Source organism: Duganella paludis (genome assembly GCF_054461335.1).
On sequence record NZ_CM136922.1, the window covers coordinates 3,233,286 to 3,257,995 of the forward strand.

A 24,710-nucleotide genomic window follows, 5' to 3' on the forward strand; every position below is an offset into this window, starting at 1 on the left:
GGCATTCATGTATTGCTATCTAACCAGCGCGATCTTGGTGCGCACTTTTCCGATTGCTTTGGTACTGGCGTTGCTTCAGCCCAAAGCAGTTTTAGCGGCAGACGACTTTGTGGCGCGCTGCAGCGCCATGAAACAGTATCGCCAAGGGGACTTGGTCGTCACTTCCGCAGAGAGTGTGCCCGCTGGTCCCGCGCCGGCGCCGCCATTCAGCCAACCTGGTGGCCAGAATGAAGCCAGGGTCAAGCTGCCAGCGCATTGCATGGTGCAGGCCGCTTTTGAACAACGCACGGGCGTCGCAGGCGTCCCGTATGCCATCCGCATGGAGCTGCGCCTGCCTGAAGACTGGAACGGGCGCTTTTACTTCCAGGGGGGCGGTGGCATGAACGGCTTCGTCGCCGCAGCCGTCGGCGATGGCACCAGTTCAAGTTCCGCCTTCCCGCCGGCATTGGCGCGTGGCTTCGCGGTGGTGACTACCGACACCGGCCATGCTGGCGTCACGCCGGCCGACGCCAGCTTTGCACGTGATCAGCAGTCCAAGCTGAATTACGCTTATGCAGCGGTGGGCAAGGTGGCGCTCAGGGCCAAGGACATGATCGCTGCAATGGTTGGCCGTCCGCCAGAGCGCAGTTATTTCACCGGCTGCTCGAACGGCGGACGCGAGGCCTTGCTGATGGCGCAACGCTATCCGACACTGTTTGACGGCGTGTTGGCCGGCAATCCCGCTTTCAACCTGCGTGATGCCGCCGTGTTGTCACAATTTTCTGGCGCAGTGTATGACGAGGCGGCGAGGCATGACGCCGCGTCGGGCGGCGTGTCGGCACGCTTGGTCAGTCCGGCTGAAGGAGCTCTGATCCGGACGGCACTGCTGGATAAATGCGATGCGCTCGACGGCGCGCGCGATGGTCTGATCTTTGATCAAGCCAGCTGCCATTTCGACATCCACAGCTTGTCCTGCAAGCCAGGCCAGAAGGCGGATAGTTGTCTGGCCCCGACCAAGGTAGAGGCCATTGCGCGCGCCTTCCAAGGGCCGCTTGGCAGTGATGGCAAGCCGCGCTTTGCGCCTTGGTCGTGGGACACCGGTGTCTTCACTCCGGACTGGCTGACTTGGCAGACTGGCTTGCCGCTACCGGACGGTACGGTGATGAGCATGCTGCGCAATCTAGTGCAATCGTCGTTGACCCAATTCTTCGCTTTTCCGCCAATCGACCCTGCCACGCTGACGGGCACCGCAGCGGATGTACCGCGTTTGCTCAAAGCCACTGAAGAAACTGCCGCGCTGACCGTCGCTACCGCGACCGACTTCACTACCTTCGCCGCGCGCGGCGGCAAGCTGATGATCACTGATGGCTGGTCTGATCCGATCTTCAGCCCGCATGACCTGATCACCTGGTATGGTCGCGTCAGCACCGATATGCAGCAAGTCAGCGGCCAGCCGGCGAGCAGCTTTGCGCGCCTATTCATGGTGCCTGGCATGGCGCACTGCTCCGGTGGACAAGCGCTGGACGACATGGATGCACTGAGCGCCCTGGTGGACTGGGTAGAGAAGGATAAGGCGCCAGACGCTATTGTCGCTACCGGGCGTGCAATGCCCGGTATCAGCCGGCCGATCTGTGCCTGGCCCAAGGCGGCACGTTATACGGGAAGTGGGCCAATCGAGCAGGCGGCCAGCTTCCGCTGTGAGTGATCTTTTATCTTCAACAATGACATAAGGAGACAAACATGACGAATGATATCAACGATGTTTCGCGCCCGGCTCGCCGCCGCGTGCTTGGCCTGGGTGCCGGTTTGTTAGGGGCTGCATTGCTGCCCACAATCGGTAACGCCAAGGCTGCCGTGAGCGCCCGCTTCCCGCAAGGCTTTCTGTGGGGCGCAGCAGTCGCTGGCCATCAAGTCGAAGGGGACAATGTCAACAGCGATGCCTGGCTTTTGGAGAACACCAAACCGAGCATATTTGCCGAGCCCTCCGGCGCCGCCGTCGACCACTACCGCCTGTTTGAGCAAGACATCGCGCTGTTGGCTTCGCTCGGCTTCAACACGTTCCGCTTTTCGGTGGAATGGGCGCGTATCGAGCCGGAACCCGGCATGTTCTCCGTGGCTGCAATCGAGCACTATCGCGACGTCCTGAACGCCTGTCGTAAATACAAACTCGCCGCCATGGTGACCTTCAACCATTTCGTCACCCCACGCTGGTTTGCTGCGCGTGGTGGCTGGGAGGCTGCAGGCGCTGACGAGCTGTTTGAACGCTACTGCGACAAGGTTGCACGCGAACTGGGAGCTCTAATGTCCTACGCGACCACGTTCAATGAGCCCAATCTGGCCAAGATGCTGTTTGGCACACCGGGGCCGATTCAAGCGATGACGAACACGCCCGAGGAACGGGAAATGTTGCGCAAGGCGGGACAGTCTGTCGGTACTGGTAAATTCTCGGCATGGATCTGCGGCGATTTTGACAAGATCGAGGCCGGCATGCTGTCCGCGCACAAGCGGGGCTACCGGGCGATCAAGGCAGTGTGCCCGGCGTTGCCGGTGGGGCTCTCCATGGCGATCATCGACGACCAAGCGGTGGGCGATCCCGCCATGCGCGACAGGAAGCGCGCGATTGCGTACGAACCCTGGTTCCGCGCTGTCAGTGGCGATGGCGATTTTATCGGGGTGCAAACCTATAGCAGGGATCTGATCGGACCGGAAGGTGAGTTGCCGCCGCCTGCCGGCGCCGAGATGACCGACATCCTGAGCGAGTTCTACCCCGAAGCATTGGAAGCTACCATCCGCTACACCAGGGAGCACGTAAAAGTGCCGATCTATGTGACTGAGAACGGCATTGCTACCACTGACGACGCACGCCGGATCGAGTACATCAAGCGTGCCGTGAAGGGCGTTGCTCAATGTGTGAAGGACGGCATCGACGTGCGCGGCTATGTGCACTGGTCGCTGCTGGATAACTTCGAATGGATCTTTGGATACAGGCCGCACCTTGGGTTGGTGGCAGTGGACCGCAAGACCATGAAGCGTACCGTCAAACCAAGTGGGACGCTGCTTGGTCAGATCGCACGCGCCAACGGGATCTGATCCCAAGTACCGGGAATACTGAAGCAGGAGATATCGGTACGTCGGTGCTTACGATGCCGGAAGAGAGCTTGGCGCGGGCCTACCGTAGGGCGCGACGGCCAGCATATGGCAATTTAAACGGCAGAGGTCGTGGTCTGGTTTGGCCGAATTGGAACAGCGTGGATGACAAGTCCGCTTCTAGGGATAGTTCGCGCTGCATACAAGGTGGATACACCGCTTTAGCGCTTCGGTCTGATCGGGCTGGCTACTTTCCGGGGCAGGTGGCAGAGTGTATAGTTCAGACCACTTCGCCATGCGCCATCTCACTCATCGAGCACGGAAATGCGTTTTCATCGGCTAGACCTTAATCTTCTTGTTGTTTTTGACCACTTGCTCCAAGGGCGCAGCGTCAGTGAAACGGGGCGGCGGCTGAATCTCAGCCAGCCTGCCATCAGTAATGCGTTGGCGCGCCTGCGCGCGCACTTCAATGATGAGCTGTTCATCTCTGTCGGGCGCAAACTGGAACCGACGCCATTTGCCAAGAGTCTGACCAATCCCGTCAAAATAGCGTTGACGGAGATTGAACGCGTAATCATCGCTCGCGCCGAATTCACGCCAGCAACTGCGCAACGTAACTTTACGATAGTCTGCTCGGACTATGTCTACAGTACGTTCCTCGTGCGCGCGATTCGCAAGTTGGCTGTCGTCGCTCCGGACATCGGCCTACTGATCTTGCCCAACACGCTCATCAATTCGCCGTTGATTACGGAGGGCAGTGTCGACTTTCTCATCGCACCACCTGGCGTGCTGTACCCTTTGCATCCCCAAGCCCCCTTGTTCAACGATGAGTTTACATGCATCGCATGGGTCGGCAATGAAGAGGTCGGTGATCGACTCAGTAATGAACAGTATCTGGCCATGCGCCATGTGAGCGTCAGCTTCGGCCCCAAAAGTGCACATCTCGGGGAGTTTGAACCGCATGACATGTTTGGGCTCGGGCGGCGAATAGTGATTTTTGCCCCCACCTTCAGCGCCGTTGCCGAGGCGGTGGTTGGCACGCCCTATCTGGCGACGCTGCATAAACGGGCGGCAAGGTTGTATGCTGAACGGTTGCCGATCAAGTTGCTCGATTTACCGGTTAAGATCGATGGCTTCGGCGAATGCTTGCAATGGCATCGCACTATGGACAACGACGCGGGCACCTTGTGGATGAAAGAGTTTCTGCTCGAATGCGCACGTGATTTCTAGGTCTCCGAATTTTACGCGGCAGTCTTCCGAAACTCGACGTGTATGGTCTGGGCGCCAGAATGCACAGGGCAACTACAGGCTACCTCTGCGCTTTGATGGGGCGACCATGCGGCAGATCGTCGACAGCGTGCAGCGTGTGACAGTATCATGGGTGAAATCATGGTGGCTAGCGATGAACAAACTGCCGGCATCGCACGGATCAACCGCGCCATCACCGAGATGGATACGGTGACCCTGCAGAACGCGGCTCTGGTGGAACAGGCAGCGGCGGCGGCCGAGTCGATGCAGGACCAGGCCGGCCGATTGGCCGGTGTGGTTGGCGTGTTCAAATTGCATAGCATGCAAGTTGTGCCTGCATTGTCCTAATTTCCCAGGAGGCTGCGTTGAGCAGATCGGGTGCGCCATATAGCGGTAAGTTTGGGAAAATTTTGGGAAAAAACACCTCCGATTTTCTTCCCAACCTTTCCCTTCCTTGCCTATCTTTGCCGTTCGGAATATGATGGCAATTCAAGGAGTTACCACTAAAGTAAGCCAATTCTCGTCGCACGCTGCACGGCCTCCGAAGCCAAGGGTCGTGGGTTCGATCCCCGCCAGCCGCACCACAAATCGCAGTAAAATCAATAACTTACCTGAAAAGCGAATGCTGCGCCGCAGCGTAGAATCGCACGCGCAAGCAATGCCGCGTGCTGAAAAATCGCTTAAACTTTTCTGCAACATTTTTGACGAAAATCAAAACGCCGACAGTTTTTCCGGTGTTGCGGCCTTTGTCAGGTCTTCCGGTAGACGCCCACGCTGATATCGCTTGGGAAAAGTCGAAGGACGGGCGCGACGGCGAGAATGCCGAAATACTGGACCAGCAAATTCACGGTGTTGACATTGCGCGCGCAACTCAGCCGGTCCCATAGCCCTTTGACCCGCACCGATGGCAGCTCCACGGTTTTCTCGTGGACCAGACCGGTTTGCTGTACCAGCCGGGTCAGATTGTCGGGAGCGAAGTAGTGGACGTGCGGCGAGGGCAGGTTTTCCTGCCAGAGCCGCCGGAATGGACTGCTCCATCCGACTCTGGCCAGCACCTTGGACAACAAATAGAAGAAGCCGCGGCTGTTCGGCAGGTTGAGCACCAGGATGCCGCCTTCGTTCATGCGCGCTTGACAGGCATCGAGGGCATCCTTGATGGAAGGAATGTGCTCGATCACGTCGTTGAACACGATGACGTCGAATTTATCGTCCGGACCAAGGGCATCGGGGAAATAACCACCCACGACGTGCAGTCCCTTTTTGAGCGTGGCGTTGCGCACCTGGTCGTCCGGCTCGATGCCCAGGCTTTGAAACTCCGTGCCGACCTCTTCAAGAAACCAGCCGTGGGCGCAGCCGACTTCAAGCAGCTTGCGCCCGGTCGGCTTGGTCATGGGACGGATCAGCGAGATCAGGTCGCGGAAATTTTCGGTGCGGATCGCGCGCAGGCCGCGTTCTCGTTCTTCCTCGTCCACCACGTCGTGCATCGCCTGCACGTTGATGGTGGGTTCCAGCGAGGTGCCTTCATATTTGCAAGCCGGGCAGACGAAGTGCCAGGGTTTCAGGCCCGCTTGGCAGGGTGTTTGACAAACCGGGCAGTTGCGTTGAGCGCTTGCTTCCTGTTTCAATGTACTCTCCAAACGTTAGCGGGTTGGGGCCAAGGTGTGGTGCAAAGATTAACATAAGTTAGACCATCGGTATGCACTAACAAATCAGTATGTTGATTGCTTTCGCGCGCGCGCCCATGGTCTACTTGTCAGCTGTCTGAACGGTGGAGATGGCTTGTGAAAATGCGGAATCTGGTGGTGGCGCTGGCGTTGGCGTGTGCGTCGGTGGGGGCGGCGGAATATAGCAATCCTGTGATCTATGCCGATTACTCCGATCCCGATGTCATCCGCGTGGGGAACGATTACTTCATGGTGGCGTCCAGCTTCCATTTCTCGCCCGGCATTCCGATTCTCACATCCAAGGATCTGGTGAACTGGAAGATCCTCGGCCACGTGCTGCCCAAGCTGGGCTTCCATCCTTCCTACGACATGGCGCCGCCGTTTCCGCTGACCGATAGCGTGTCCAAGCCGGTCGGCGACGGCTTGCGCTACGCCGGCGGTGTGTGGGCGCCGTCGATCCGTTTCCATAACAAGCTGTTCTACGTGTATTGGGCAACGCCGGGCGAGGGGATTTTCATGAGTTCCGCCAGCGATCCCGCCGGGCCGTGGTCCGAGCCGGTGATGGTGCTGGCCGGCGCCGGCTATGAAGATCCATGCCCGTTCTGGGACGACGACGGCAAGGCCTACCTGATCCACTCCAAGGTCGGCGCCGGCCCCGGCATCCTGCACGCCATGAGCCCGGACGGCAAGACGCTGTACGACGCCGGCAAAACCATCATCGAAGACAAGGTCAACCTGCCCATCTTCGAAGGCCCCAAGGTCTACAAGCGCAACGGCTACTACTACGTGTTCGCACCGATCGGCGGCGTCGAGACGGGACCGCAGGCGGTGCTGCGCTCGCGCACCATCGACGGGCCGTATGAAACCCATCTTGCGCTCAAGCCGGGCAATGGCCTCAAGGGGCCGCATCAGGGCGGTTATGTGGAGACGCCCTCGGGGCAGGGCTGGTTCCTGCACTTCAACAGCACCGGCGCTTTCGGCCGCATCGCGCACCTGCAGCCGGTGGTGTGGAAGGACGATTGGCCGATCATGGGCGACGCCACCACGCCGGTGCTCAAGCACGCCGCGCCGGACACCATCGAAAAATCGCCGGAGTTCAAGCTGCAGGACAGCGATGAGTTCTCATCCAATAAGCTGGGCTTGCAGTGGTCGTGGAATCACAATCCGGACAACACGCGCTGGAGCCTGAGCAAGCATCCCGGTTTCATGCGCATTGAAGCGAGCAAGTCCACCTACCTGGTCGGCGCACGCAATACGTTGACGCAGATTCTGCAAGGCCCGCAATCCGACATCACCAGCCGCCTGGAGCTGGGCGGCATGGCCGATACGCAACGCGCCGGTCTGAGCCTGTTCGGTGTGAAGGTGCCGTGGGCCGGCGTGGTGCGCGACGGCGGCGCGAATTACATCACTTATTCGAACGCCGGCGAGGAAACGCGCGGCGCAAAGATCGATGCGCCGGCCGTGATTCTGCGCGCCGTGGTCAAGGAAGACCAGACCGTGCAGTTCTCCTACGCCCTCAATGAAAAAGGGCCGTACACGAATGTCGGCCCGGTGACGCAACTGGCGAAGTTCTCATGGTGGAAGGGCAGCCGCCCCGCCGTGTTCACTTACGTGAAGAACGACGCGGCCGGCTATATCGACGTCGACTGGTTCCGCGTCGTTCACTGATTCACTGACGGCAGACGTCGGCCAGCACTTCCGGCCGCGCGTCCTTGCCGGTGGTGCGGAAGCGTACCCGCTGCAAGGTCAGGTGCTTGGTGTGTCGCGCCCACAAGCCATAGGCTGGCATCACCTTCGAGAACATGTGCGGATCGGGATACTCGGCCGGTGCTTCCGGCACATCGGCCGCCGCTACCGCCGGCTCGGTTGCCGCCGTCATGGTCAGGTCCACATCGCGCAGCAGGACGTGCTCAATGTCCGCGTTCGGCACGCCGGTGAAGAAGGAGCCGCGCACGCCGTTGTCGTCGCCGCTGATGCGGTCGTACACGATGTAGCGCAGCACGCCCGGTCCCGGACGTTTCTGCTCCGGTCGCACGCGGCCGCGATCCCCGAGCCGCAGGAACAGCGGACTTTCCGCCCGCACGATGCGCGCGTCGTGCACCAACACCCGCTCCAGCGTACCGCCGTCGACGATTTCCCACGAGATGCCGCCGTCGGCCTTGCGCCGGTTGATCGCCCGCATGTCCGCCGCCGGCCCGCCCAGCACCACGTTACGCACCAGCACGTTGCGGAAATCGCCCTGTGAATCGGTGCCGAACTTGAGCGCGTTGCAGGTGCTGTAGAACTGGCAGTTTTCGATCAGGATGTGCTCGGCCGTGCGCTGGCCCGCTCCCTTGAAGCACATGGCGTCGTCCTGCGCGTTGATGAAGCTGTTGCGCACGATGACGCGGCGGCAGCTGTCGATGTCGAGGCCGTCGTTGTTGTGGTTGACCTGGTTCTCGACGTGGATGCCGTCGATCAGCAGATCGTCGCAGTTGAGGTAGTTCTGCATCCAGCACGGCGAGTCCTTGAGGTGGATGTCCTTGATCACCACCTGCTTGCAATCGATCACGCGGATGATGAACGGCCGGCCCGGTGTGGAGCCGACCGTTTCTTCGCCTGGGAAATTTTCCTTGGTGCCGCGTCCGTCGATCAGGCCCTTGCCGCTGATGCCGATGCGCTCGCAACCTTCGGCAAAGATCAGCGACTGGTTCATGCCCATGTTGCTGTCCTGGACTGTGGGACGGCGGGCGATGTGCTCGGGATAGTCGCGCAGGGTGGTGCTGGCCAGCAGACGTGCGCCTTCGGCCACCTCCAGCATGACGCCGGAACGCAGCACGATGGTGCCGCTCAGGTAGTCGCCCTTGGCCAGGCGCACGGTGCCGCCGCCGGCCGCCGCGCAGGCTTCGATGGCCTGCTGGATCGGCACCGTGGCCAGTGCGTCCTTTGCGCTCGTCCAGCCGTGCTGCTCTGGCGTGAACACGCGCGCCGGGACCGGCCACGGCTTCAGGGTTTGCGTGAGCTGCGCCGCCATCGCGTCCAGCTCGCGCCGCAGCGTGTCCGCCCAGGCGACGGACGGCGCGCACTTCGCAGCCTTGGCAGCCGCAGCGCCGGCCGGGGCCAGCCACGGCCCCAGCAAGCCCGCGCCCAGTGCCAGCGTCACGCGCCGGCGTTGGAGATCGCGTCCGTTCACAGCTTGACGTTCAGGCTGAAGAACAGATTGCGGCCCAGCGGATCGTAGGTCGCGGCGATGGTGTTGTTCGCCGGCAGTTGCGACGAGCCGAGCACCGGTGGATCTTTATCCAGCACGTTGCGGATGCCGGCCGTCAGGCTGACCATCTTGGTGAAGTCGTAGCCAGCCGTCAGGTCGAGGTAGGTGTAGGCCTTGATCTTCGGATTGGTCAGCGTCTCCAGCGCTGGCGGGGTATTGCCCTGGCCCACCGGCAGCACGTAGTTGTCCACCGTCACCTTGCCGATGAAGCGCGCGCGTGCCGACAGCATCAGCTTGCCCGAGTTCATGGTCAGGCGCGCCGTGCCTTTCCACTTCGGCACCGGCTGGCCACAGGTCTGGCCGAAGCTGCCCACGCACTGGTTGGTGATGTTCGGCAGGTCCTGGATCGGCGTGAAGGTCAGCTCCTTCACATAGGTCCAGTTGCTGTCGATGTTCCAGCGCGTATCGGCGCCCATCAGGCCCCAGCCGGTGCGGAAGCCGTAGTGGCCGGACAGGTCGTAGCCCTGGGTCTTGATGCCGCCGATGTTGGCCGCCGTGGTCATCACATAGGTCGGCGCGGCGATCTGGCCGGTCAGCGGATCGCGGTTGATGGCCTTGCAGTACACGCTGTTGGCGTTCTGGATGGTGTTGTAGCACAGGTTCAGCACCGACTGGATGCCGCCGCCACCCAGCGTCGAGATGGCGTCGTCGAGGGTGATCTTGTAGTAGTCCACGCTCAGTTGCAGGCCAGGCACGGCGCGTGGCGCGAACACGGCGCCGACGGTGGTGGTGTGCGAGGTTTCCGCCTTCAGGCCCGGATTGCCGCCGACGATCTGGGTGATGAAGTTGGTCGGCTGCACCGCCTGGTCGAACACCAGGTTGGCCGGCACACCGGTCGCCACGCACAGCGCGCGCACGGCGGCGGTTTGCTGGCTGGCCGGCTGGCGGCTCGAGCATGGGTCGGTCGCGGTCGGGCCGTTGGTGCCCTGGCCGCCGAACAGTTCGCCCACGTTCGGCGCGCGGATCGATTTCTGTTTCTGCGCGCGGAAGGTCAGGCTCTCGACCGGCGTCCATTCGGTGCCGACCGAGTTGGTCCACACCGTGCCCACCGATTCGATGTCGTAGTCGGAGCGGCGGAAGGCGCCGCTCAGGCTCAGGTTCTTGGCGAACGGGGCATCCGACAGCAGCGGGACGCGGGCTTCGCCGAAGATTTCCTTGACGGTCGATTCACCCTCGGTGGCGCGCGCCGCGTTCCAGCCCGACACGTCGCCCGAGGACAGGTAGGCATCCGGCGAGTAGCGGCTGTAGGCATGACGGTGCTCGACGCCGGTGGAGAAGTCGACCGGGCCGGCCGGCAGTTCGAACAGTTTGCCGGTGAGGTTGGCCGCCAGGCCTTGCTGTTCGGCGGTGATGGCGGAGTTGGAGTTGATCGCCACTGCGCCGGCCGCCGCCTGGGTGATGTTCTGGCCGAAGGGATTGAGCACCGGCGCCGCGCCGCCCTGTGACAGGATGGCGTTCTGGTAGCGGCTCAGCGAAATCGAGCCGGACTGGAACTGCGATTCCGTGGTGCGGCTGTTGGTGTAGTACATGTCGTACTTGAGGTCGGTGAGGTATTTCTCCGACACGTCGTTCAGCTTGCCCTTCAGGCCCAGCGCGATGCGGAAGGTCGAGTGGTCGGTGGCGGCGAAGCGGGTGCCGATGTCGGTCAGGCGGCGGTTCAGGTTGACGATGGCCAGGCCGTCGCCGGCGGTGGTCGACAAGGTCTGCGAACCGTTGGTGATGCGGCTGGTGCCGGTTTCCTTCAGATCGAGCTGGCGCAGCACTTCCTGCATCTGCGGGCTCAGGTACGGGTTGTTGGTGTTGACCAGGAAGTTGGCGCCGGCACCGGCCGGGGCGATCTGCACATTGGCCGTGTTGTTGCTGAAGTGGACCTCGGTGTAGCCGGTAGCGTATTCGTTGAAGTTGTAATGCGCGAAGCCGTTGGCCACCCAGCGCTTTTGCGGCGTCATCACATACGACAGCGGGCCGAGGTCGTAGGCGTCGGCCGTGGTGTAGGGACGGATCACCTTGCCGGTGGAATCGAACACCGCGCCCAGCGTGGTCATGTTCTGCAGGCCGGCCGCCGCCATGGCGGCGTCGAGCGCGGCGTTGGAGCCGGACGAGCCGTACAGCGGCAGGTTGCCGATGCGGCCGTTCGGCACGGTCGAGGAGCCGCTGTACACCAGGCCCGGACGGCCGCCGGCCGACAAACAGGTCTGGCCCGATGGCACGCTCAGCGGCGTGCCAGGACCGGTGGCCGACCACGAGGCGGAGGTAACGCAGCCATCGCCCAGCGACGGGATGGCATAGCCGCCGAGATCGCCTCGCGTCATGCCCTGGCGGTCCTGGAAGTTGATGGACAGGACGGCGTTGCCCTTCTTGTTGTCGAAGTTGCCGCCGACGGTCAGGTCGATGCTCTTGGTCGGGGTGCGGGTCGGCTGATCCCAGTTGCCCTGCACGCTGATCTCCGCGCCTTCGAAATTATCGCGCAGGATGAAGTTGACCACGCCCGAAATGGCATCCGAGCCGTACACGGCGGACGAACCGCCGGTGACCGTCTCGATGCGTTTGACCAGCGCGGTTGGAATGGTGTTGATGTCGGTCGTGAAATCCGGGCCGGTGATGGCGAAGCGGCGGCCATTGACCAGCACCAGGTTGCGCGTCGCGCCCAGGTTGCGCAGGTTCAGCGTCGAAGTGCCCGATGGTTGGCCGGCCTGGACCGTGTTGGCGGTCGGGCTGTTCAACTGGTTGGCGGTGAATTGCGGCGTGTCGTTGAGCAGGTTTTCCAGATTCTGCGTGCCCGATACCTTGAGTTCCTGGGCGTCGACCACGTTCACCGGGGTCGGCGCCAGGAAGCCGCGGTTGGCCAGGCGGGTGCCGGTGATGACGACACGGTTTTCTTCAGGATTGGCAGGCGCCGGGGCCTCTTCTTGCGCGCTGGCGGCACCGGTGATGCCGGCCATCAGCAAAAGCACAGCATTGGTTATCGCGGTCGTTTTGGTTCTCATTATGGTGTCTCCTCTTTTGGTTATCACCGCCAGGCGGCTTAGCCGATAGTAGGAAGCTAGGGGGGCGAGCGTCAATCCGAATTCGGTCAACCATTTGACTAATTCAGCTATAGTCATCAAGTTGATTAATTGGCCCCAAAAACTGTTGCGTTTGGTGGGTATGATCACCGTTCTTGAGCGTTTGATGAGCGTTATGAAGACATATATGAAGCGCGCTGTGGCGCTGATCACCCTCGTTGTTGGCGGCACCGCGCTGGCCGCCACGCCCATCGACCGGCAGGCGCTGGTCGAGCGGCACAATCCCCGGCTGGCCGCGATCGATCCGTGGGCGCCGTTCAGTGTAGGCAACGGCCAGTTCTGTTTTACCGCCGATGTCACCGGGCTGCAAACCTTCCCCGCGCATTACGGCGCCAAGGGCATCGCACTGGAGACGCAGGCGCGCTGGTCCTGGCATGAAGATCCCAATCCGCAGGGCTACAAACTGAGCGACGCCAACCGCGACTACACGGCGCATGGGCAGACCGTCGCCTATCCCACCATCATGGAAGGCGAGGCTGCAACCTGGCTGCGCACCAATCCGCACGTGTGGCCGCTGGGTCAGCTCGGCTTGCGGCGCGGCGACGGTTCGGCGCTGGCGCCGGAAGATATCCACAACATCGATCAGAAGCTGGACATGTGGAAGGGCGTGCTCACCAGCCGCTACACCATCGACGGCCAAGTGGTCAGCGTGATGACGGCCGTCAGTCCGGGCCAGGACACGCTGGCCGTGCGCATCAGCTCGCCGCTGCTGGCGAACGGCAAGCTGCTGGTGCGGCTGGCGTTGCCGCGCGGCTACGACATGGGCGTGAAATACAACCCGCCGCTCGACTGGAGCGAACCGGCTTCGCACAGCACGCGCGTGACGGTGCAGAACCTGCACACGCTGGCGCTGGAGCACACGCGCGATGCGGCGCGCTACAGCGCCGTGCTGTACAGCACGCAGGGCATGGCGATCACCACACCGGAGCCGCACGCCTTCCATCTGGCGCCGGCCAAGGGGCAGACGCTGGACTTCACGCTGAGCTACGCGCCGGGGCGCATCGGCAAGACTGCCGATACCGCCACGGTGCTGGCGCAAAGCGCCGCGCATTGGCCGGCGTTCTGGCGCAGCGGCGCCGCCATCGATTTCACCGGCAGTAGCGACCCGCGCGCGGCCGAGCTGGAGCGCCGCGTGGTGCTGTCGCAATACCTGACGGCGATCCAGTTCGGCGGCGACTTCCCGCCGCAGGAAAGCGGCCTCACCACCACCACCTGGTACGGCAAGAACCACACGGAGATGATCTGGTGGCACACCGCGCACTTTGCGCTGTGGGGCCGGCCGCAGCAGCTGGAAAACGCGCTGCGCTGGTATCAGAAGACGCTGCCGGTGGCGCGCGAGATCGCCGCGTCGCGCGGATTGAAGGGCGCGCGCTGGCCCAAGATGACCAGTCCGCAAGGGCGCGAAAGCCCGGGCGGCAATCCGCTCATCGTCTGGAACCAGCCGCATGTGATCCACCTGGCGGAACTGCTGTACCGCAGCGCGCCGGACCAGCAGACGCTGGAGCGCTACCGCGAACTGGTATTCGCCACCGCCGACGCCATGGCGTCCATGCTGCACTGGGACGGCCAGCGTTATGTGCTGGGTCCGCCGCTGTGGATCGCGCAGGAAATCTACGACCAGAGCACCAGCATGAATCCCGGATATGAGCTCAGTTACTGGGCCACCGGCCTGGCGCTGGCGCAGCAATGGCGCGCGCGGCTCGGCCTGCCGCCCGATGCGGACTGGGAGAAGAAGCGCCTGCAACTGTCGGCCTTGCCGCAAAAGGACGGCAAGTACGTGGCGCTGGAATCGACGCCCGATACCTGGGACAACCCGGCCAGCCGCCATGACCATCCATCGTTCCTGATGTCGCTGGGGCAGTTGCCGGGCGCCGGCGTGGACCGCGCCGTGATGCGCCGCACGCTGGACGCGGTGCTCGCCGATTGGGACTTCAAGGCCAAGATCTGGGGCTGGGACTATCCGATGATCGCCATGACCGCCGCCCGTCTCGACGCGCCGCAGCAGGCAGTGGACGTGCTGCTCAAGACCGACGGCCCGAACAACGGCTACACGGTGGCCGGGCACAATCCGAACACCGAATTGCCGGTCTACCTGCCCGGCAACAGCGCGCTGCTGGCCGCCGTCGCCATGATGGCGGGCGGCTGGGACGGTGCGCCATCGCGTCCCACGCCCGGCTTCCCGCAGGACGGCCGTTGGGTGGTGCGGGCCGAAGGATTCAAACCGCTGCCATGAGGAGCTATTTTGCGTGAACCAGTTTCCAATCCGCGCCGCCGCGCTTTCGTGCGCGCTGGAGCGGGCTTGATGGCCGGCGCCGGCTTGCCGTTCGGCGCGGCCGCCGCTGCTCCCGTTGTTGCTACTGCGCTGGGCGCGGCGCGCGATCCTTGGGCCGAAGCCGCCGCCATCGTGGCGCACTGCTCGCGCCCGATCAGCTTTCGCGCGCAGGATTTCCTCATCACCGCCTATGGCGCCAAGCCGTGCAAGACAAGCGAGATCGAAGGTTTTGTCGCGTACCAGAAGAAGGGCCTGGTCAGCGCGCCGCTGGCGGGATCGCCGGACTGCTACCCGGCGATCAAGGCCGCCATCGACGCCTGCCACGCGGCGGGCGGCGGCAGGGTGCTGATCCCGGCCGGCAACTGGCTGTGCTGTGGGCCGATGGTGCTGCGCTCCAACGTGCACGTGCATCTGGACGCCGGCGCGCATCTCTACTTCAACAACAATCCCGCTGATTACGCGCGCGACGGTGACATCGATTGCGGCCCCAACGGCAAGCTGGTGATCTCGCGCTGGCAGAGCAACGACTGCCTGAACTACTCGCCCATGGTGTACGCCTACGGCCAGGACAACATCGCGCTGACCGGCGACGAAGGCAGCGTGCTCGACGGCATGGGCGGCATACCCTTCAAGGACAGCAAGGATTGCTGGTGGGGATGGACCGGACGCAAGCCGGACGATGCGCCGGCCAGCGATCACCAGGGCGTGATCAATCCGCGCAACCCGGCCACGCTCGATGCACTGGCGCCGGCGCTCGATCCGGCGCAGCGGCGGCAGATCGAAGGCGGCCGTGACGCCTGGCGTTCCGATCAATATTATTTGCCGGCGCTGTCGGAGGCCGGCGTGCCGGTAGCGCGACGCGTGTTCGGCATCGGCCACTTCCTGCGGCCGTGCATGATTCAGTTCATCGGCTGCAGCAATGTGCTGTTGCAGGGTTATGAAGTGCAGGGAGCGCCGTTCTGGTTGCATCACCCGGTCAACTGCCGCAACGTCTGGTTCCGCAATGTGCGCATGAACAGCCTCGGCCCCAACAGCGACGGCTTCGATCCCGACTGCTGCGACCACGTGCTGATCGAAGGCTGCACCTTCAACACCGGCGACGACTGCATCGCCATCAAGGCTGGCAAGAACCTCGACACGCAGTTCGGCCCTAGCCGCAACATCGTGATTCAGGATTGCGTGATGAACAGCGGCCATGGCGGTGTGACGCTGGGCAGCGAAATGGCGGCCGGCATCGAGAACGTCTACGTGCAAAACATCGAGTTCCGCAACATCCACTGGGCCAGCAATCCGCTGTGGACGGCGATCCGTTTGAAAACCAATATGAATCGCGGCGGCTACCTGCGCCACTTCTACGCCCGCAAGCTGACGCTGCCCAATGGCGTGAAGACCCAGCCCATGTTCAGCGGCCGCCTGCCGGACGCCGAGGTGGCGCCGGACGTGGTGTCGTCGGGCGGCGGCGCGGTGATCGTCTTCGATTGCGACTACGCGCCGTCGGACGACGTCATGCGCATCCGTCCACCGCAGGTATCGGAAGTGCACATCAGCGGCATTCGCGCCGACAATGTGCAGGTGGGCGGCATGCGGCACTCGTGCTACCAGGCTTTTGTGCTGCTAGGTCCCTTGGCCTCCAGCTACAATGGCCCCGGCACACCGGCCATCCTGCCGATCACCAACGTCACCATCAGCGACAGCGACTTCGGCGACCCATTCAACAGCAACCAGCCCTGGTTCATCCACAACATCCAGGGCCTGAAACTGTCGAACGTGGTCATCACCGGCAAGCGCTACAACCTTCAACTGTCGGCGCTGCCGCGCTAACGTTAGCGCCAGGGTGCTACAGGCCGCCGCAAGGCTGCTTTATCATTTCTGGCGAACGCACCGACAAAAACCCCACACCAGTTTCAGTTTCGTTGACATGAAAGATTTTGCGGTGCTATAGTTCTTTCAACAAATGGAAACGCTTCCATTCATTTCATAAGTGAAGTACCGATAGACGGGCGGACAACGATCCGCCTGCATGAGGAGACAGCATGTTGACAGCCTGCCCTGTATCGCCGGGCGATGTGGCGTTGCGCCCGTCGTCGTTCAAACACCTTTCGACACTGCTCGCGGCCGCGTTGCTGGCGTGTGCCGGCGCGTCCCACGCGCAGACCGTGCAGGCGTGGATTACCACCGGCGACAAGGCCCAGCTGCTGGCCCGCAATGCCGATGCCAGCTTCAAGCCCGGCGCCAAGGCCGCCACGATTATCGAAGTCGATCCCAAGCAGCGTTTCCAGGAAATGACCGGCTTCGGCGCCGCCATCACCGACGCTTCCGCCTGGCTGATGCAGACCAAGATGAACGAGCAGCAACGCTCCGCCTTGCTCAACGAGCTGTTCGGTAAAGCACCCGGCGTCGGCTTCAGCTTCACCCGCCTGACCATCGGCGCTTCCGATTTCTCGCGCCATCATTACAGCTTCGACGATATGCCGCCCGGCCAGACCGATCCGGAGCTCAAGCAGTTCTCCATCGACCCCAACCGCGCCGATGTGCTGCCGATTACCAAGGCCGCGTTGGCCATCAATCCCAAGCTGCGCGTGATGGCCTCGCCATGGAGCGCGCCGGGCTGGATGAAGTCCACCGACAGCCTGATCCAGGGCACGCTGAAGCCGGAAGCGTTCGCGCCGTTCGCCAACTATCTGTCGCGCTACGTCAGCGCGTATGAAAAGGAAGGCGTGCCGATCTACGCGCTGACCCTGCAGAACGAACCGCACTTCGAGCCCAAGGATTATCCCGGCATGCGCGTCGATCCGGCCAAGCGCGCCGCCTTCATCGGCGGCCATCTCGGCCCGGTGCTGGCCAAGGAACATCCCAACACCAAGATCCTCGACTGGGACCACAACTGGGACGAACCCGGTTCGCCGGCCGATGTGCTGAAGGACCCGGTCGCCAACAAATACGTCAACGGCGTGGCATGGCACTGCTACGGCGGCGACGTGCGCGTGCAGTCCGCGCTGCACGACCGCTGGCCTGACAAGGACACCTACTTCACCGAATGCTCGGGCGGCAAATGGGCGCCGGTATGGTCGGACAACCTGCAACACTTCGCCCGCGTGCTGGTAATCGGCACCACGCGCGGCTGGGCCAAAGGTGTGTTGTTGTGGAACCTGGCGCTGGATGAAAACGACGGGCCCCACCTCGGCGGCTGCAAGGATTGCCGTGGCGTGGTCACCATCGACTCGCGCGACGGCAAGGTCACCCGCAATGAGGAATATTACGCGTTGGCCCACGCCAGCCGCTTCGTGCGCCAAGGTGCGCGCCGCATCGCCTCCACCAGCGGCTACGACCAGCTCGACACCGTCGCCTTCCGCAATGCCGACGACGGTTCGGTGGCGCTGCTGGTGGTGAATTCGGCCAAGCAGCCGCGCAGCTTTGCCGTGCGCGTCGGCCAGCGCAGTTTCGATTACACCTTGCCGGCGGCCAGCGTCGCCACCTTTACCTGGAAATAAACCGGTGCTGCCTCGCGCAGCTTTTTTCTGCAGATGTTTGGAAGCGCTTCCACATAGGGGAGGTTGGGGATGTCTTTACGCTCGATTTTGTGTACCAGCTTGATTTTGCTGGCCGGCTGCGGCAGTGGCGGCGGTAGCACGCCGTCCGCGCCGCCGCCAGTCGTGGTGACGCCGCCGGTGGTGGTCGCTATCAAGCCGACGCCGGTGACGCCGGTGCCGGTACTGCCGCTGAGCATGCTGCGCACGCAAGGCACCCAGTGGCTCAAGGCCGACGGCACTCAGGTCACGCTGAAAGGCGTCAACCTCGGGAACTGGCTGATCAATGAATTCTGGATGATGGGCCAGGGCGGCAACGGCATCGACGACCAGTGCAAGCTGGAAGCCAAGCTCGATGAACGCTTCGGCTACGCCGAACGCCAGCGCCTGATGCAGCTGTTCCGCGACAACTGGATTACCACCCGCGATTGGGACCAGATGCAGAAGTTCGGCCTGAACGTGGTGCGCCTGCCGTTCATTTACAGCGTGGTGGAGGACGAGAAGAATCCGCGCACCCTGCGCGCCGACGCCTGGCGCTATCTGGACGACGCCATCGCCCAGGCCGAAAAACGCGGTATGTATGTGATCCTCGATCTGCACGGCGCCGTCGGCAGCCAGGGTTGGGAACAACATAGCGGCTGCGCCGGCAAGAACCTGTACTGGAGCACGCCGGAATTCCAGCAGCGCACCGTGTGGCTGTGGCAGCAGGTGGCGGCGCGCTACAAGGATCGCGTCGGCGTGGCCGGCTACAGCGTGCTCAACGAACCATGGGGCACCGACGCCGCCAACCTGGCCGCCGTGGTGAAGACGCTGTACACGGCCATCCGTGCCGTCGATCCGAACCACGTGGTGATTCTGCCCGGCCACAACAGCGGCATCAGCGCCTACGGCAAGCCTTCCGAGCAGGGCATGAGCAACGTCGCCTTCGAGATGCACTTCTACCCGGGCCTGTTCGGCTGGAGCCAGATCGGCCTGCAGGTGCACAAGGATTGGCTGACCTGCACCGGTGGCAGCAATAGCGGCGTATGCGAATGGGACAGCCGCCTGCGCAACCTCGACACCGCGTTCTTCATCGGCGAGATGCAGCCCTGGACCGGCCAGGGCCTGGACCTGGGTGGCCAGATCGCGCGCGCTTCCTTCGACACCTACGCCAAGTACGGCTGGGCCAGCACCGCCTGGAGTTGGAAGGTGGTGACCAACAGCGGCGGCCAGGGCAGTGGCACTTGGGGCATGGTCACCAACGCCGCCGGCGCAGCCGTGCCGAAAACCGATTTCACCACCGCATCGCTCAGCGATATCGAGACCCTTTTCAAGTCCTTCGGCAGCCAGCCGTACGAAGTGCATCAGCCGTTGCAGGACTGGATGACCAGCAGCACCGCACCACAGCCCTTCCGTTAAAACTATAAGAGTGAGATGACAATGAACAAGCAAACGTATGCAATCAGGATGACCCCCATCGCGGCCGCCTGCGCCGCCATGGCCTTTGCCGCCAGCCCGGTCCACGCCCAGCAGGCCGGCGGACCGCAAGCTGGCAAGGCCGACGAGGCGCCGGTACAGGAAGTGGTGGTGACCGGTATCCGCCGCAGCATCGAAACCTCGATGGCGATCAAGCGCGATTCCGACGCCATCGTCGAAGCGGTGACCGCCGAAGACATCGGCAAGCTGCCCGACGTTTCCATCGCCGAATCGATCGCCCGCCTGGCCGGCCTGACCGCGCAGCGCGTCGAAGGCCGCGCGCAGTCGATTTCGATTCGCGGCCTGGCGCCGGACTTTTCCACCACGCTGCTGAACGGCCGCGAGCAGGTCTCGACCAGCAACAATCGTGGCGCCGAATACGACCAGTACCCGTCCGAGCTGATGAGCGGCGTGGTGGTCTACAAGACGCCGGACGCCTCGCTGGCCGCCGGCGGCCTGTCGGGCACCGTCGATCTGCAGACCGTGCGTCCGCTCGACCTGCGCCAGCGCACCGTGGTGTTCAACGCACGCGGCGAGCATAACTCCAACGGCAAGCTCAACTCCAACACCTCGGCCAACGGCAACCGCCTGAGCGCCTCGTATGTGGACCAGTTCCTCAACAACACGCTGGGCATCGCGGTCGGCTACGCCCACCTCGATTCGCCGGGCCAGCAGCAGGAATACAAATCGTGGTGGTGGGGCACCAACCGCAACCTGCCGGCCAATATGGCCGATGTGGTGACGCTGAACGGCGCCGAAGTGACGGCTTCCTCGCGCGAGCAAAAGCGTGACGGCCTGATGGGTGTGCTGGAATACCGTCCCTCCAAGGAATTCCGCAGCACGCTGGACCTGTACTATTCCGAGTTCAAGCAGAACACCACCATGCGCGGCATGATGTGGAACTCGAACCAGGACAACCCGATCCGCTACAACAATCCGCAGGTGCAGGATGTCGGCGGCACGCGCGTGCTGGTTGGCGGCTCGCTGCTCAACCTGGAACCGATCGTGCGCAATGATTACAACCAGCGCAAGGACAAGCTGAGCGCGCTCGGCTGGAACAACACCTTCAAGAAAGACGGCTGGACCTTGATCGGCGACCTCTCGCACTCCAGCGCCAAGCGCCGCGAGGAAGTGCTGGAAACCTACGCCGGCCTCGGCCCGGCCAACTCCGGCATCACCGACAACAATTTCCAGTTCCACATTCCGACCGCCAGCGGCCTGCCGACCTTCACGCCCAGCCTGAATTTCGCCGATCCGAAAATCATCAAGCTGACCGACGTCGGCGGCTGGGGCAAGGATGCGGACATGCACCACCCGATCGTCGAAGACAAGCTGAGCTCGGCCAAGGTCTCGGCCAAGAAGGAGCTGGACGGCGTGTTCCGCAACATCGAGGGCGGCGTCAACTTCAGCAAGCGCGAGAAGACCCATGCCGATACCAACAACTACTGGTTCCTGAAAAACGGCCGCGCGCCGACCACCGTGTCGCCGGACCTGCTGCAGCCATCGACCTCGCTGTCATTCGCCGGCATTCCATCGGTGATGAGCTATGACGTGCTGGGCGCGCTGCACAAGTACTACGACATGCAGCCGGCCCGCCCGAACGACCAGGCGCTGCAAGATTGGGGCGTGACCGAGAAAGTGACCACGGCCTACGCCCGCGTCGGCCTGGACGCCGACCTCGGTGCGATTCCGCTGCGCGGCAATGTCGGCGTGCAGGCCGTCAACGTCGACCAGAAATCGCGCGGCGCCACCGTCAACGGCGGCACGCTGGGCTCCATCAGCGGCGGCGCCAGCTACACCGACGTGCTGCCGAGCGTGAACCTGAACTTCGACCTCGACAAATACCTGAGCACCACCAACCTGCGCTTCGGCGCGGCCAAGACGGTGGCGCGGCCGCAGATGTCGGACATGCGTGCCGGTATCTCGGGCGGCGTCGACGCCACCACCCGCATGTGGAACGGCAGCGGCGGCAATCCGAACCTGGAGCCATGGCGCGCCAATTCGTATGACCTGTCGGTCGAGAAGTACATGGGCAAGCGCAGCTACATCGCCGGCGCGCTCTGGTACAAGAAGCTGCAAAGCTACATCTACAACCAGCAGACCGCGTTCAGCTTCGCCGGCTTCCCGAATCCATCGGCCGTGGTGCCGATCCAGGACATCGGCACGCTGAACCGTCCGGCCAACGGCACCGGCGGCATGGTCAAGGGTGTGGAACTGTCGGGCGCGCTGGACGCCGGCCTGCTGTGGGATAAGCTGGACGGCTTCGGGGTCACCGGCAGCATGTCCGGCACCGAGAGCTCGATCCATCCGAACGGTCCGGGCACCAAGGAAAAACTGCCGGGCCTGTCCGGCGTGGTGTCCAACTTCAGCGTGTACTACGAGCAGAGCGGCTTCTCGGCGCGCGCCAGCCGCCGCTACCGCTCGGCGTATCGCGGCGAGGTGACCGGCCTGTTCGCACAGCGCGCCTTTAGCGAGATCCTGGCCGAGCGCCAGATCGACCTGCAGCTCGGCTATGCGATCGAGGAGGGAACCTACAAGGGCCTGTCGTTCCTGTTCCAGGTGAACAACCTGAACAACTCGCCTTACCAGACCCGCCAGGGCAGCGCCTTCTCGGGCGGCTCCTACGCACCTGAACGCTACACCACCTACGGCCGTCAAATGCTGTTGGGGCTGAACTACAAGCTGTAATCGCTGTTCTGCAAGGCCCCGGCCAACAGATCGGTGAAGGCGCGTATCTTCGATGCGCCTCGCCGGTTGGCCGGGTACACCGCATAAATTCCCACATCCATCTCGCCGGGATTGGCCTGGTAGTCGGCCAGCACGGCGACCAGCGTGCCGGCATCAAGGTCGTCCTGGATCAGCCATCCCGGCAGCAGGGCCAGGCCCAGTCCGCCCAGCGCGGCCTGGCGCAGCATCTCCGCATTGTTCACCTGAAGGCTGCCGCTCACTTCCACCTCGGTCGCCAGGTCGCTGTTGCGCAGGCGCCAGCTTGCGCGCCGGGCGCCGTAGGCGAACAGCAGGCAGTTGTGGTCGGCCAGCGCGGCCGGCGTGGTCGGTGCACCGTGGGCGGCCAGATACGCCGGGCTGGCGACGATGTGGCGCCGGTGGCCGGCCAGCTTGCGGGCGATCAGGTTGGGCTGCTGTTCCGGATTGCCGATGCGGATGGCGAGGTCGATCGCTTCATCGACCATATTGCTGAGCGCGTCGCTGAGCCGCATATCAAGCTCCAGGCGCGGATAGCGGCGCGCCAGTTCCGGCAGCAGCGGGGCGATGTAGCGGATGCCCAGCGTGACCGGTGCGGCAATGCGCAGCACGCCGGCCGGTTCGGCGTCGCGGCCGGCGGCGGCGTCATCGGCTTCGTCCAGCGCGGCGAGGATGTGGTTGGCGTGTTCGACGTAGGCGCGGCCGCTGTCGGTGAGCGTGATGCTGCGCGTGGAGCGGTTCAGCAGCGGTGCGCCGATGCGCGCTTCGAGCGAATCCACCAGCCGCGTCACCGACGAGGTAGCCAGGCCCATCTGGCGTGCGGCGGCGGAAAAACCGCCGTTGCTGGCGACCAGGCTAAAAGCTTTCAGTGCGGCGAATCTATCCATGGTGTTGCGCCTTACGCAAAGGTGTAAGCGATTTTGCCTATATTATCAGCAGGATGTATGGGGATTATAGTGAATTCTTTTTCGGAGGCACTATGAAGATCACACCACTGGCAGTTGGATTCGGGGCCGAAATCGACGGCGTGGACCTGCGCCGCGCCGATCATGGGACGGCGGAATTGTTGCGCTCGGCGTTGCTGGAATACGGCCTGCTGGTGATTCGCGGCCAGTCGTTCACGCCGGCCGAGCAGGTGGCGGCCAGCCAGTTGTTCGGCAGCCTGGAGACTTTCCCGACCATGCGCGGCCAGTTGCCGGGCTGGCCCGAAATCTTCCGCGTGGCCAGCCGGCCCGAGGATGGCCACGTCGAGGTGGGCCGCTACTGGCATTCGGACGGCTCGTTCCGCGAGGACCCGACGCCGGTCAGCTTCTGGTATTCGGAGGTGCAGTCGGCCGAGGGCGGCGATACGCTGTTTACCGATATGCAGCGGGCCTATGCCGAACTGCAGCCGGAAATCCAGCAGGAGTTCGCCGGCCTCAGTACGGCGCACCGCAACGGCGTGGTCCATCCGCTGGTGCTGCGCCATCCGCACACACAGATCCCGCTGCTGTACCTGAACATGGGCCTGACCGCTGGCGTACTGGGCTACAGTGCCGACCATTCGCGCGCGCTGATGGAGGCGGTGGATCGTCATTACTCGCGTGACGGCGCCACCTACCGCCACCATTGGCTGCCGGGCGACGTGGTGGTGGCCGACAATCTGCATGTGGCCCACAAGGCAACGCCGATCACGCCCAACACCCGCCGCATCCTCAACCGCACCACCGTCCGCGCCGACGGGGTGATCTGGTATGGCGAAAAAAAAGCGGCTTAGTACATTGTGTGAATGCCGGACGGAATACTCGATTTATATCAAGTCGTCCAGGCATCATCTTCCTTAGTCTGGGTTAGTTCTCAATCAAAGACCAAGGGCGTCGGCATGGATCCCTGCGAGCAGATCTTAAGAAAGATCCGTGATCTGGAGGTGCAACTGAAAAAGCGTGAGGCGCAGCTGGCAAAAGATCGATATGATCTTTTTAATCGCGCTTACGCGAGTAATCCTGGTGGCGATCTGAGCAATAAAGGCACCTATCTTGGCCATGTCCGGGTTATTCAAGGATATAGGGTAGGGCTGGCGAGAAAAATTGCTGAAGCAAAGAAAATGGGGTGCCTATGATGAGTAGCTCAAATATTACTCAGTCTCTGCTGGACAAGTTGTCCAGTTCCCTGAGGGAGGAGACGGGATTGCCTTTTTCCTTCGAAATTCAAGAGAATGGAAATTTTCTGCTGGTTTCCCTGGATTATTCGCCTGACAAGGCGGTCTGCGAAAGGGTAGCCGAATTAGTAGGTCAAGTAGTGCCCGGCCGCGTCGGCGATGACTCATGGATGGTGGTCGTTATTCAGGCCGGAGAGGTTGTGGATAGTTATTCTGGCGGCAATCTTCAGGAATTTGCGTGAGAATCTGTTATTTCCTTCACGCACAGTTGGGTTGGTGGTCTTGTTAAGCTTGTATTTGAGCTAAACTTCTTGCTTCTCAAG

16 protein-coding genes and 1 pseudogene are annotated in these 24,710 nt (G+C 62.8%); 13 read left to right on the top strand and 4 right to left on the bottom strand.

All coding sequences use genetic code 11. The features are described 5' to 3' along the window. Positions 1–7 precede the first annotated feature (7 nt). The 4 genes and pseudogenes from ACXZ1M_RS14420 to ACXZ1M_RS14435 all read left to right on the top strand — a co-directional run. Positions 8–1,684, top strand: a complete 1,677-nt coding sequence (locus ACXZ1M_RS14420) for a tannase/feruloyl esterase family alpha/beta hydrolase (RefSeq protein ID WP_459053810.1) — start codon at positions 8–10, stop codon at positions 1,682–1,684. Positions 1,685–1,719: 35 nt separating this feature from the next. Then, complete coding sequence (locus ACXZ1M_RS14425; RefSeq protein WP_459053811.1) at positions 1,720–3,069, top strand: glycoside hydrolase family 1 protein; 1,350 nt, start codon at positions 1,720–1,722, stop codon at positions 3,067–3,069. 321 nt (positions 3,070–3,390) lie between these two features. Next, complete coding sequence (locus ACXZ1M_RS14430) at positions 3,391–4,296, top strand: LysR family transcriptional regulator (protein WP_459053812.1); 906 nt, start codon at positions 3,391–3,393, stop codon at positions 4,294–4,296. A 97-nt stretch (positions 4,297–4,393) separates the two neighbouring features. Then, positions 4,394–4,662 (top strand): annotated as a pseudogene (locus ACXZ1M_RS14435) (methyl-accepting chemotaxis protein); the annotation flags it as partial. A gap of 401 nt (positions 4,663–5,063) precedes the next feature. Here the strand turns inward: ACXZ1M_RS14435 and ACXZ1M_RS14440 are convergent. Continuing rightward, the gene (locus ACXZ1M_RS14440) at positions 5,064–5,939 is read right to left on the bottom strand and encodes a class I SAM-dependent methyltransferase (RefSeq protein WP_459053813.1); all 876 of its coding nucleotides are present in this window, start codon (positions 5,937–5,939) and stop codon (positions 5,064–5,066) included. 162 nt (positions 5,940–6,101) lie between these two features. On the opposite strand from ACXZ1M_RS14440, the gene ACXZ1M_RS14445 reads away from it, so the two are divergent. Further along, on the top strand, positions 6,102–7,646 hold the full coding sequence (locus tag ACXZ1M_RS14445) for a glycoside hydrolase family 43 protein (protein ID WP_459054021.1): 1,545 nt from the start codon (positions 6,102–6,104) through the stop codon (positions 7,644–7,646). Between the two features lies 1 nt (position 7,647). On the opposite strand, the gene ACXZ1M_RS14450 is transcribed toward ACXZ1M_RS14445, so the two are convergent. Together ACXZ1M_RS14450 and ACXZ1M_RS14455 are read right to left on the bottom strand one after the other, a co-directional pair. Then, complete coding sequence (locus ACXZ1M_RS14450) at positions 7,648–9,150, bottom strand: glycoside hydrolase family 28 protein (protein ID WP_459053814.1); 1,503 nt, start codon at positions 9,148–9,150, stop codon at positions 7,648–7,650. Further along, positions 9,147–12,215 carry a TonB-dependent receptor domain-containing protein gene (locus ACXZ1M_RS14455; RefSeq protein ID WP_459053815.1) on the bottom strand — a complete coding sequence of 1,023 codons (3,069 nt, stop codon included), beginning with the start codon at positions 12,213–12,215 and terminating at the stop codon, positions 9,147–9,149. The genes ACXZ1M_RS14450 and ACXZ1M_RS14455 overlap by 4 nt, the downstream gene beginning before the upstream one ends. 205 nt (positions 12,216–12,420) lie before the next feature. Between ACXZ1M_RS14455 and ACXZ1M_RS14460 the strand changes: the two genes are divergently transcribed. The 5 genes from ACXZ1M_RS14460 to ACXZ1M_RS14480 all read left to right on the top strand — a co-directional run bounded on the left by ACXZ1M_RS14460 (position 12,421) and on the right by ACXZ1M_RS14480 (position 22,235). Then, positions 12,421–14,526: a hypothetical protein gene (locus ACXZ1M_RS14460; protein WP_459053816.1), complete on the top strand. Its 2,106-nt coding sequence runs from the start codon at positions 12,421–12,423 to the stop codon at positions 14,524–14,526. Positions 14,527–14,535: 9 nt separating this feature from the next. Then, complete coding sequence (locus tag ACXZ1M_RS14465) at positions 14,536–16,386, top strand: glycoside hydrolase family 28 protein (protein ID WP_459053817.1); 1,851 nt, start codon at positions 14,536–14,538, stop codon at positions 16,384–16,386. Positions 16,387–16,598: 212 nt separating this feature from the next. Next, a complete protein-coding gene (locus tag ACXZ1M_RS14470; RefSeq protein WP_459053818.1) occupies positions 16,599–18,056 on the top strand; it encodes a glycoside hydrolase family 30 protein in 1,458 nt (485 codons plus the stop codon). 69 nt (positions 18,057–18,125) lie between these two features. Continuing rightward, on the top strand, positions 18,126–19,490 hold the full coding sequence (locus tag ACXZ1M_RS14475) for a glycoside hydrolase family 5 protein (RefSeq protein ID WP_459053819.1): 1,365 nt from the start codon (positions 18,126–18,128) through the stop codon (positions 19,488–19,490). 48 nt (positions 19,491–19,538) lie between these two features. After that, positions 19,539–22,235, top strand: a complete 2,697-nt coding sequence (locus tag ACXZ1M_RS14480; RefSeq protein ID WP_459053821.1) for a TonB-dependent receptor — start codon at positions 19,539–19,541, stop codon at positions 22,233–22,235. On the opposite strand, the gene ACXZ1M_RS14485 is transcribed toward ACXZ1M_RS14480, so the two are convergent. Further along, positions 22,223–23,137, bottom strand: coding sequence for a LysR family transcriptional regulator (locus ACXZ1M_RS14485; RefSeq protein ID WP_459053822.1), 915 nt, complete (start codon positions 23,135–23,137; stop codon positions 22,223–22,225). The two genes, ACXZ1M_RS14480 and ACXZ1M_RS14485, sit on opposite strands and share 13 nt — an antisense overlap. 92 nt (positions 23,138–23,229) lie before the next feature. Here ACXZ1M_RS14485 and ACXZ1M_RS14490 point away from each other — a divergent pair, with 92 nt between their 5' ends. From ACXZ1M_RS14490 to ACXZ1M_RS14500, 3 genes are all read left to right on the top strand, one after another. Further along, positions 23,230–24,006 (top strand): TauD/TfdA dioxygenase family protein, encoded by a 777-nt coding sequence (locus ACXZ1M_RS14490; RefSeq protein WP_459053823.1) that lies wholly within the window; start codon positions 23,230–23,232, stop codon positions 24,004–24,006. 105 nt (positions 24,007–24,111) lie between these two features. Then, entirely contained in the window at positions 24,112–24,348 is a 237-nt protein-coding gene (locus tag ACXZ1M_RS14495; RefSeq protein ID WP_459053824.1) for a hypothetical protein, read from the top strand. Between the two features lie 68 nt (positions 24,349–24,416). Next, entirely contained in the window at positions 24,417–24,629 is a 213-nt protein-coding gene (locus tag ACXZ1M_RS14500; protein WP_459053825.1) for a hypothetical protein, read from the top strand. The last annotated feature ends 81 nt before the right edge of the window (positions 24,630–24,710 follow it).

Excerpts from the sequence above, each read along its gene's own strand:
- ACXZ1M_RS14485 (WP_459053822.1), bottom strand. The coding sequence starts at position 23,137 with ATGGATAGATTCGCCGCACTGAAAGCTTTTAGCCTGGTCGCCAGCAAC.
- ACXZ1M_RS14445 (WP_459054021.1), top strand. The coding sequence starts at position 6,102 with ATGCGGAATCTGGTGGTGGCGCTGGCGTTGGCGTGTGCGTCGGTGGGG.
- ACXZ1M_RS14460 (WP_459053816.1), top strand. The coding sequence starts at position 12,421 with ATGAAGCGCGCTGTGGCGCTGATCACCCTCGTTGTTGGCGGCACCGCG.
- ACXZ1M_RS14425 (WP_459053811.1), top strand. The coding sequence starts at position 1,720 with ATGACGAATGATATCAACGATGTTTCGCGCCCGGCTCGCCGCCGCGTG.
- ACXZ1M_RS14480 (WP_459053821.1), top strand. The coding sequence starts at position 19,539 with ATGACCCCCATCGCGGCCGCCTGCGCCGCCATGGCCTTTGCCGCCAGC.
- ACXZ1M_RS14490 (WP_459053823.1), top strand. The coding sequence starts at position 23,230 with ATGAAGATCACACCACTGGCAGTTGGATTCGGGGCCGAAATCGACGGC.
- ACXZ1M_RS14455 (WP_459053815.1), bottom strand. The coding sequence starts at position 12,215 with ATGAGAACCAAAACGACCGCGATAACCAATGCTGTGCTTTTGCTGATG.
- ACXZ1M_RS14430 (WP_459053812.1), top strand. The coding sequence starts at position 3,391 with ATGCGTTTTCATCGGCTAGACCTTAATCTTCTTGTTGTTTTTGACCAC.
- ACXZ1M_RS14475 (WP_459053819.1), top strand. The coding sequence starts at position 18,126 with ATGTCTTTACGCTCGATTTTGTGTACCAGCTTGATTTTGCTGGCCGGC.
- ACXZ1M_RS14420 (WP_459053810.1), top strand. The coding sequence starts at position 8 with ATGTATTGCTATCTAACCAGCGCGATCTTGGTGCGCACTTTTCCGATT.
- ACXZ1M_RS14495 (WP_459053824.1), top strand. The coding sequence starts at position 24,112 with ATGGATCCCTGCGAGCAGATCTTAAGAAAGATCCGTGATCTGGAGGTG.
- ACXZ1M_RS14470 (WP_459053818.1), top strand. The coding sequence starts at position 16,599 with ATGTTGACAGCCTGCCCTGTATCGCCGGGCGATGTGGCGTTGCGCCCG.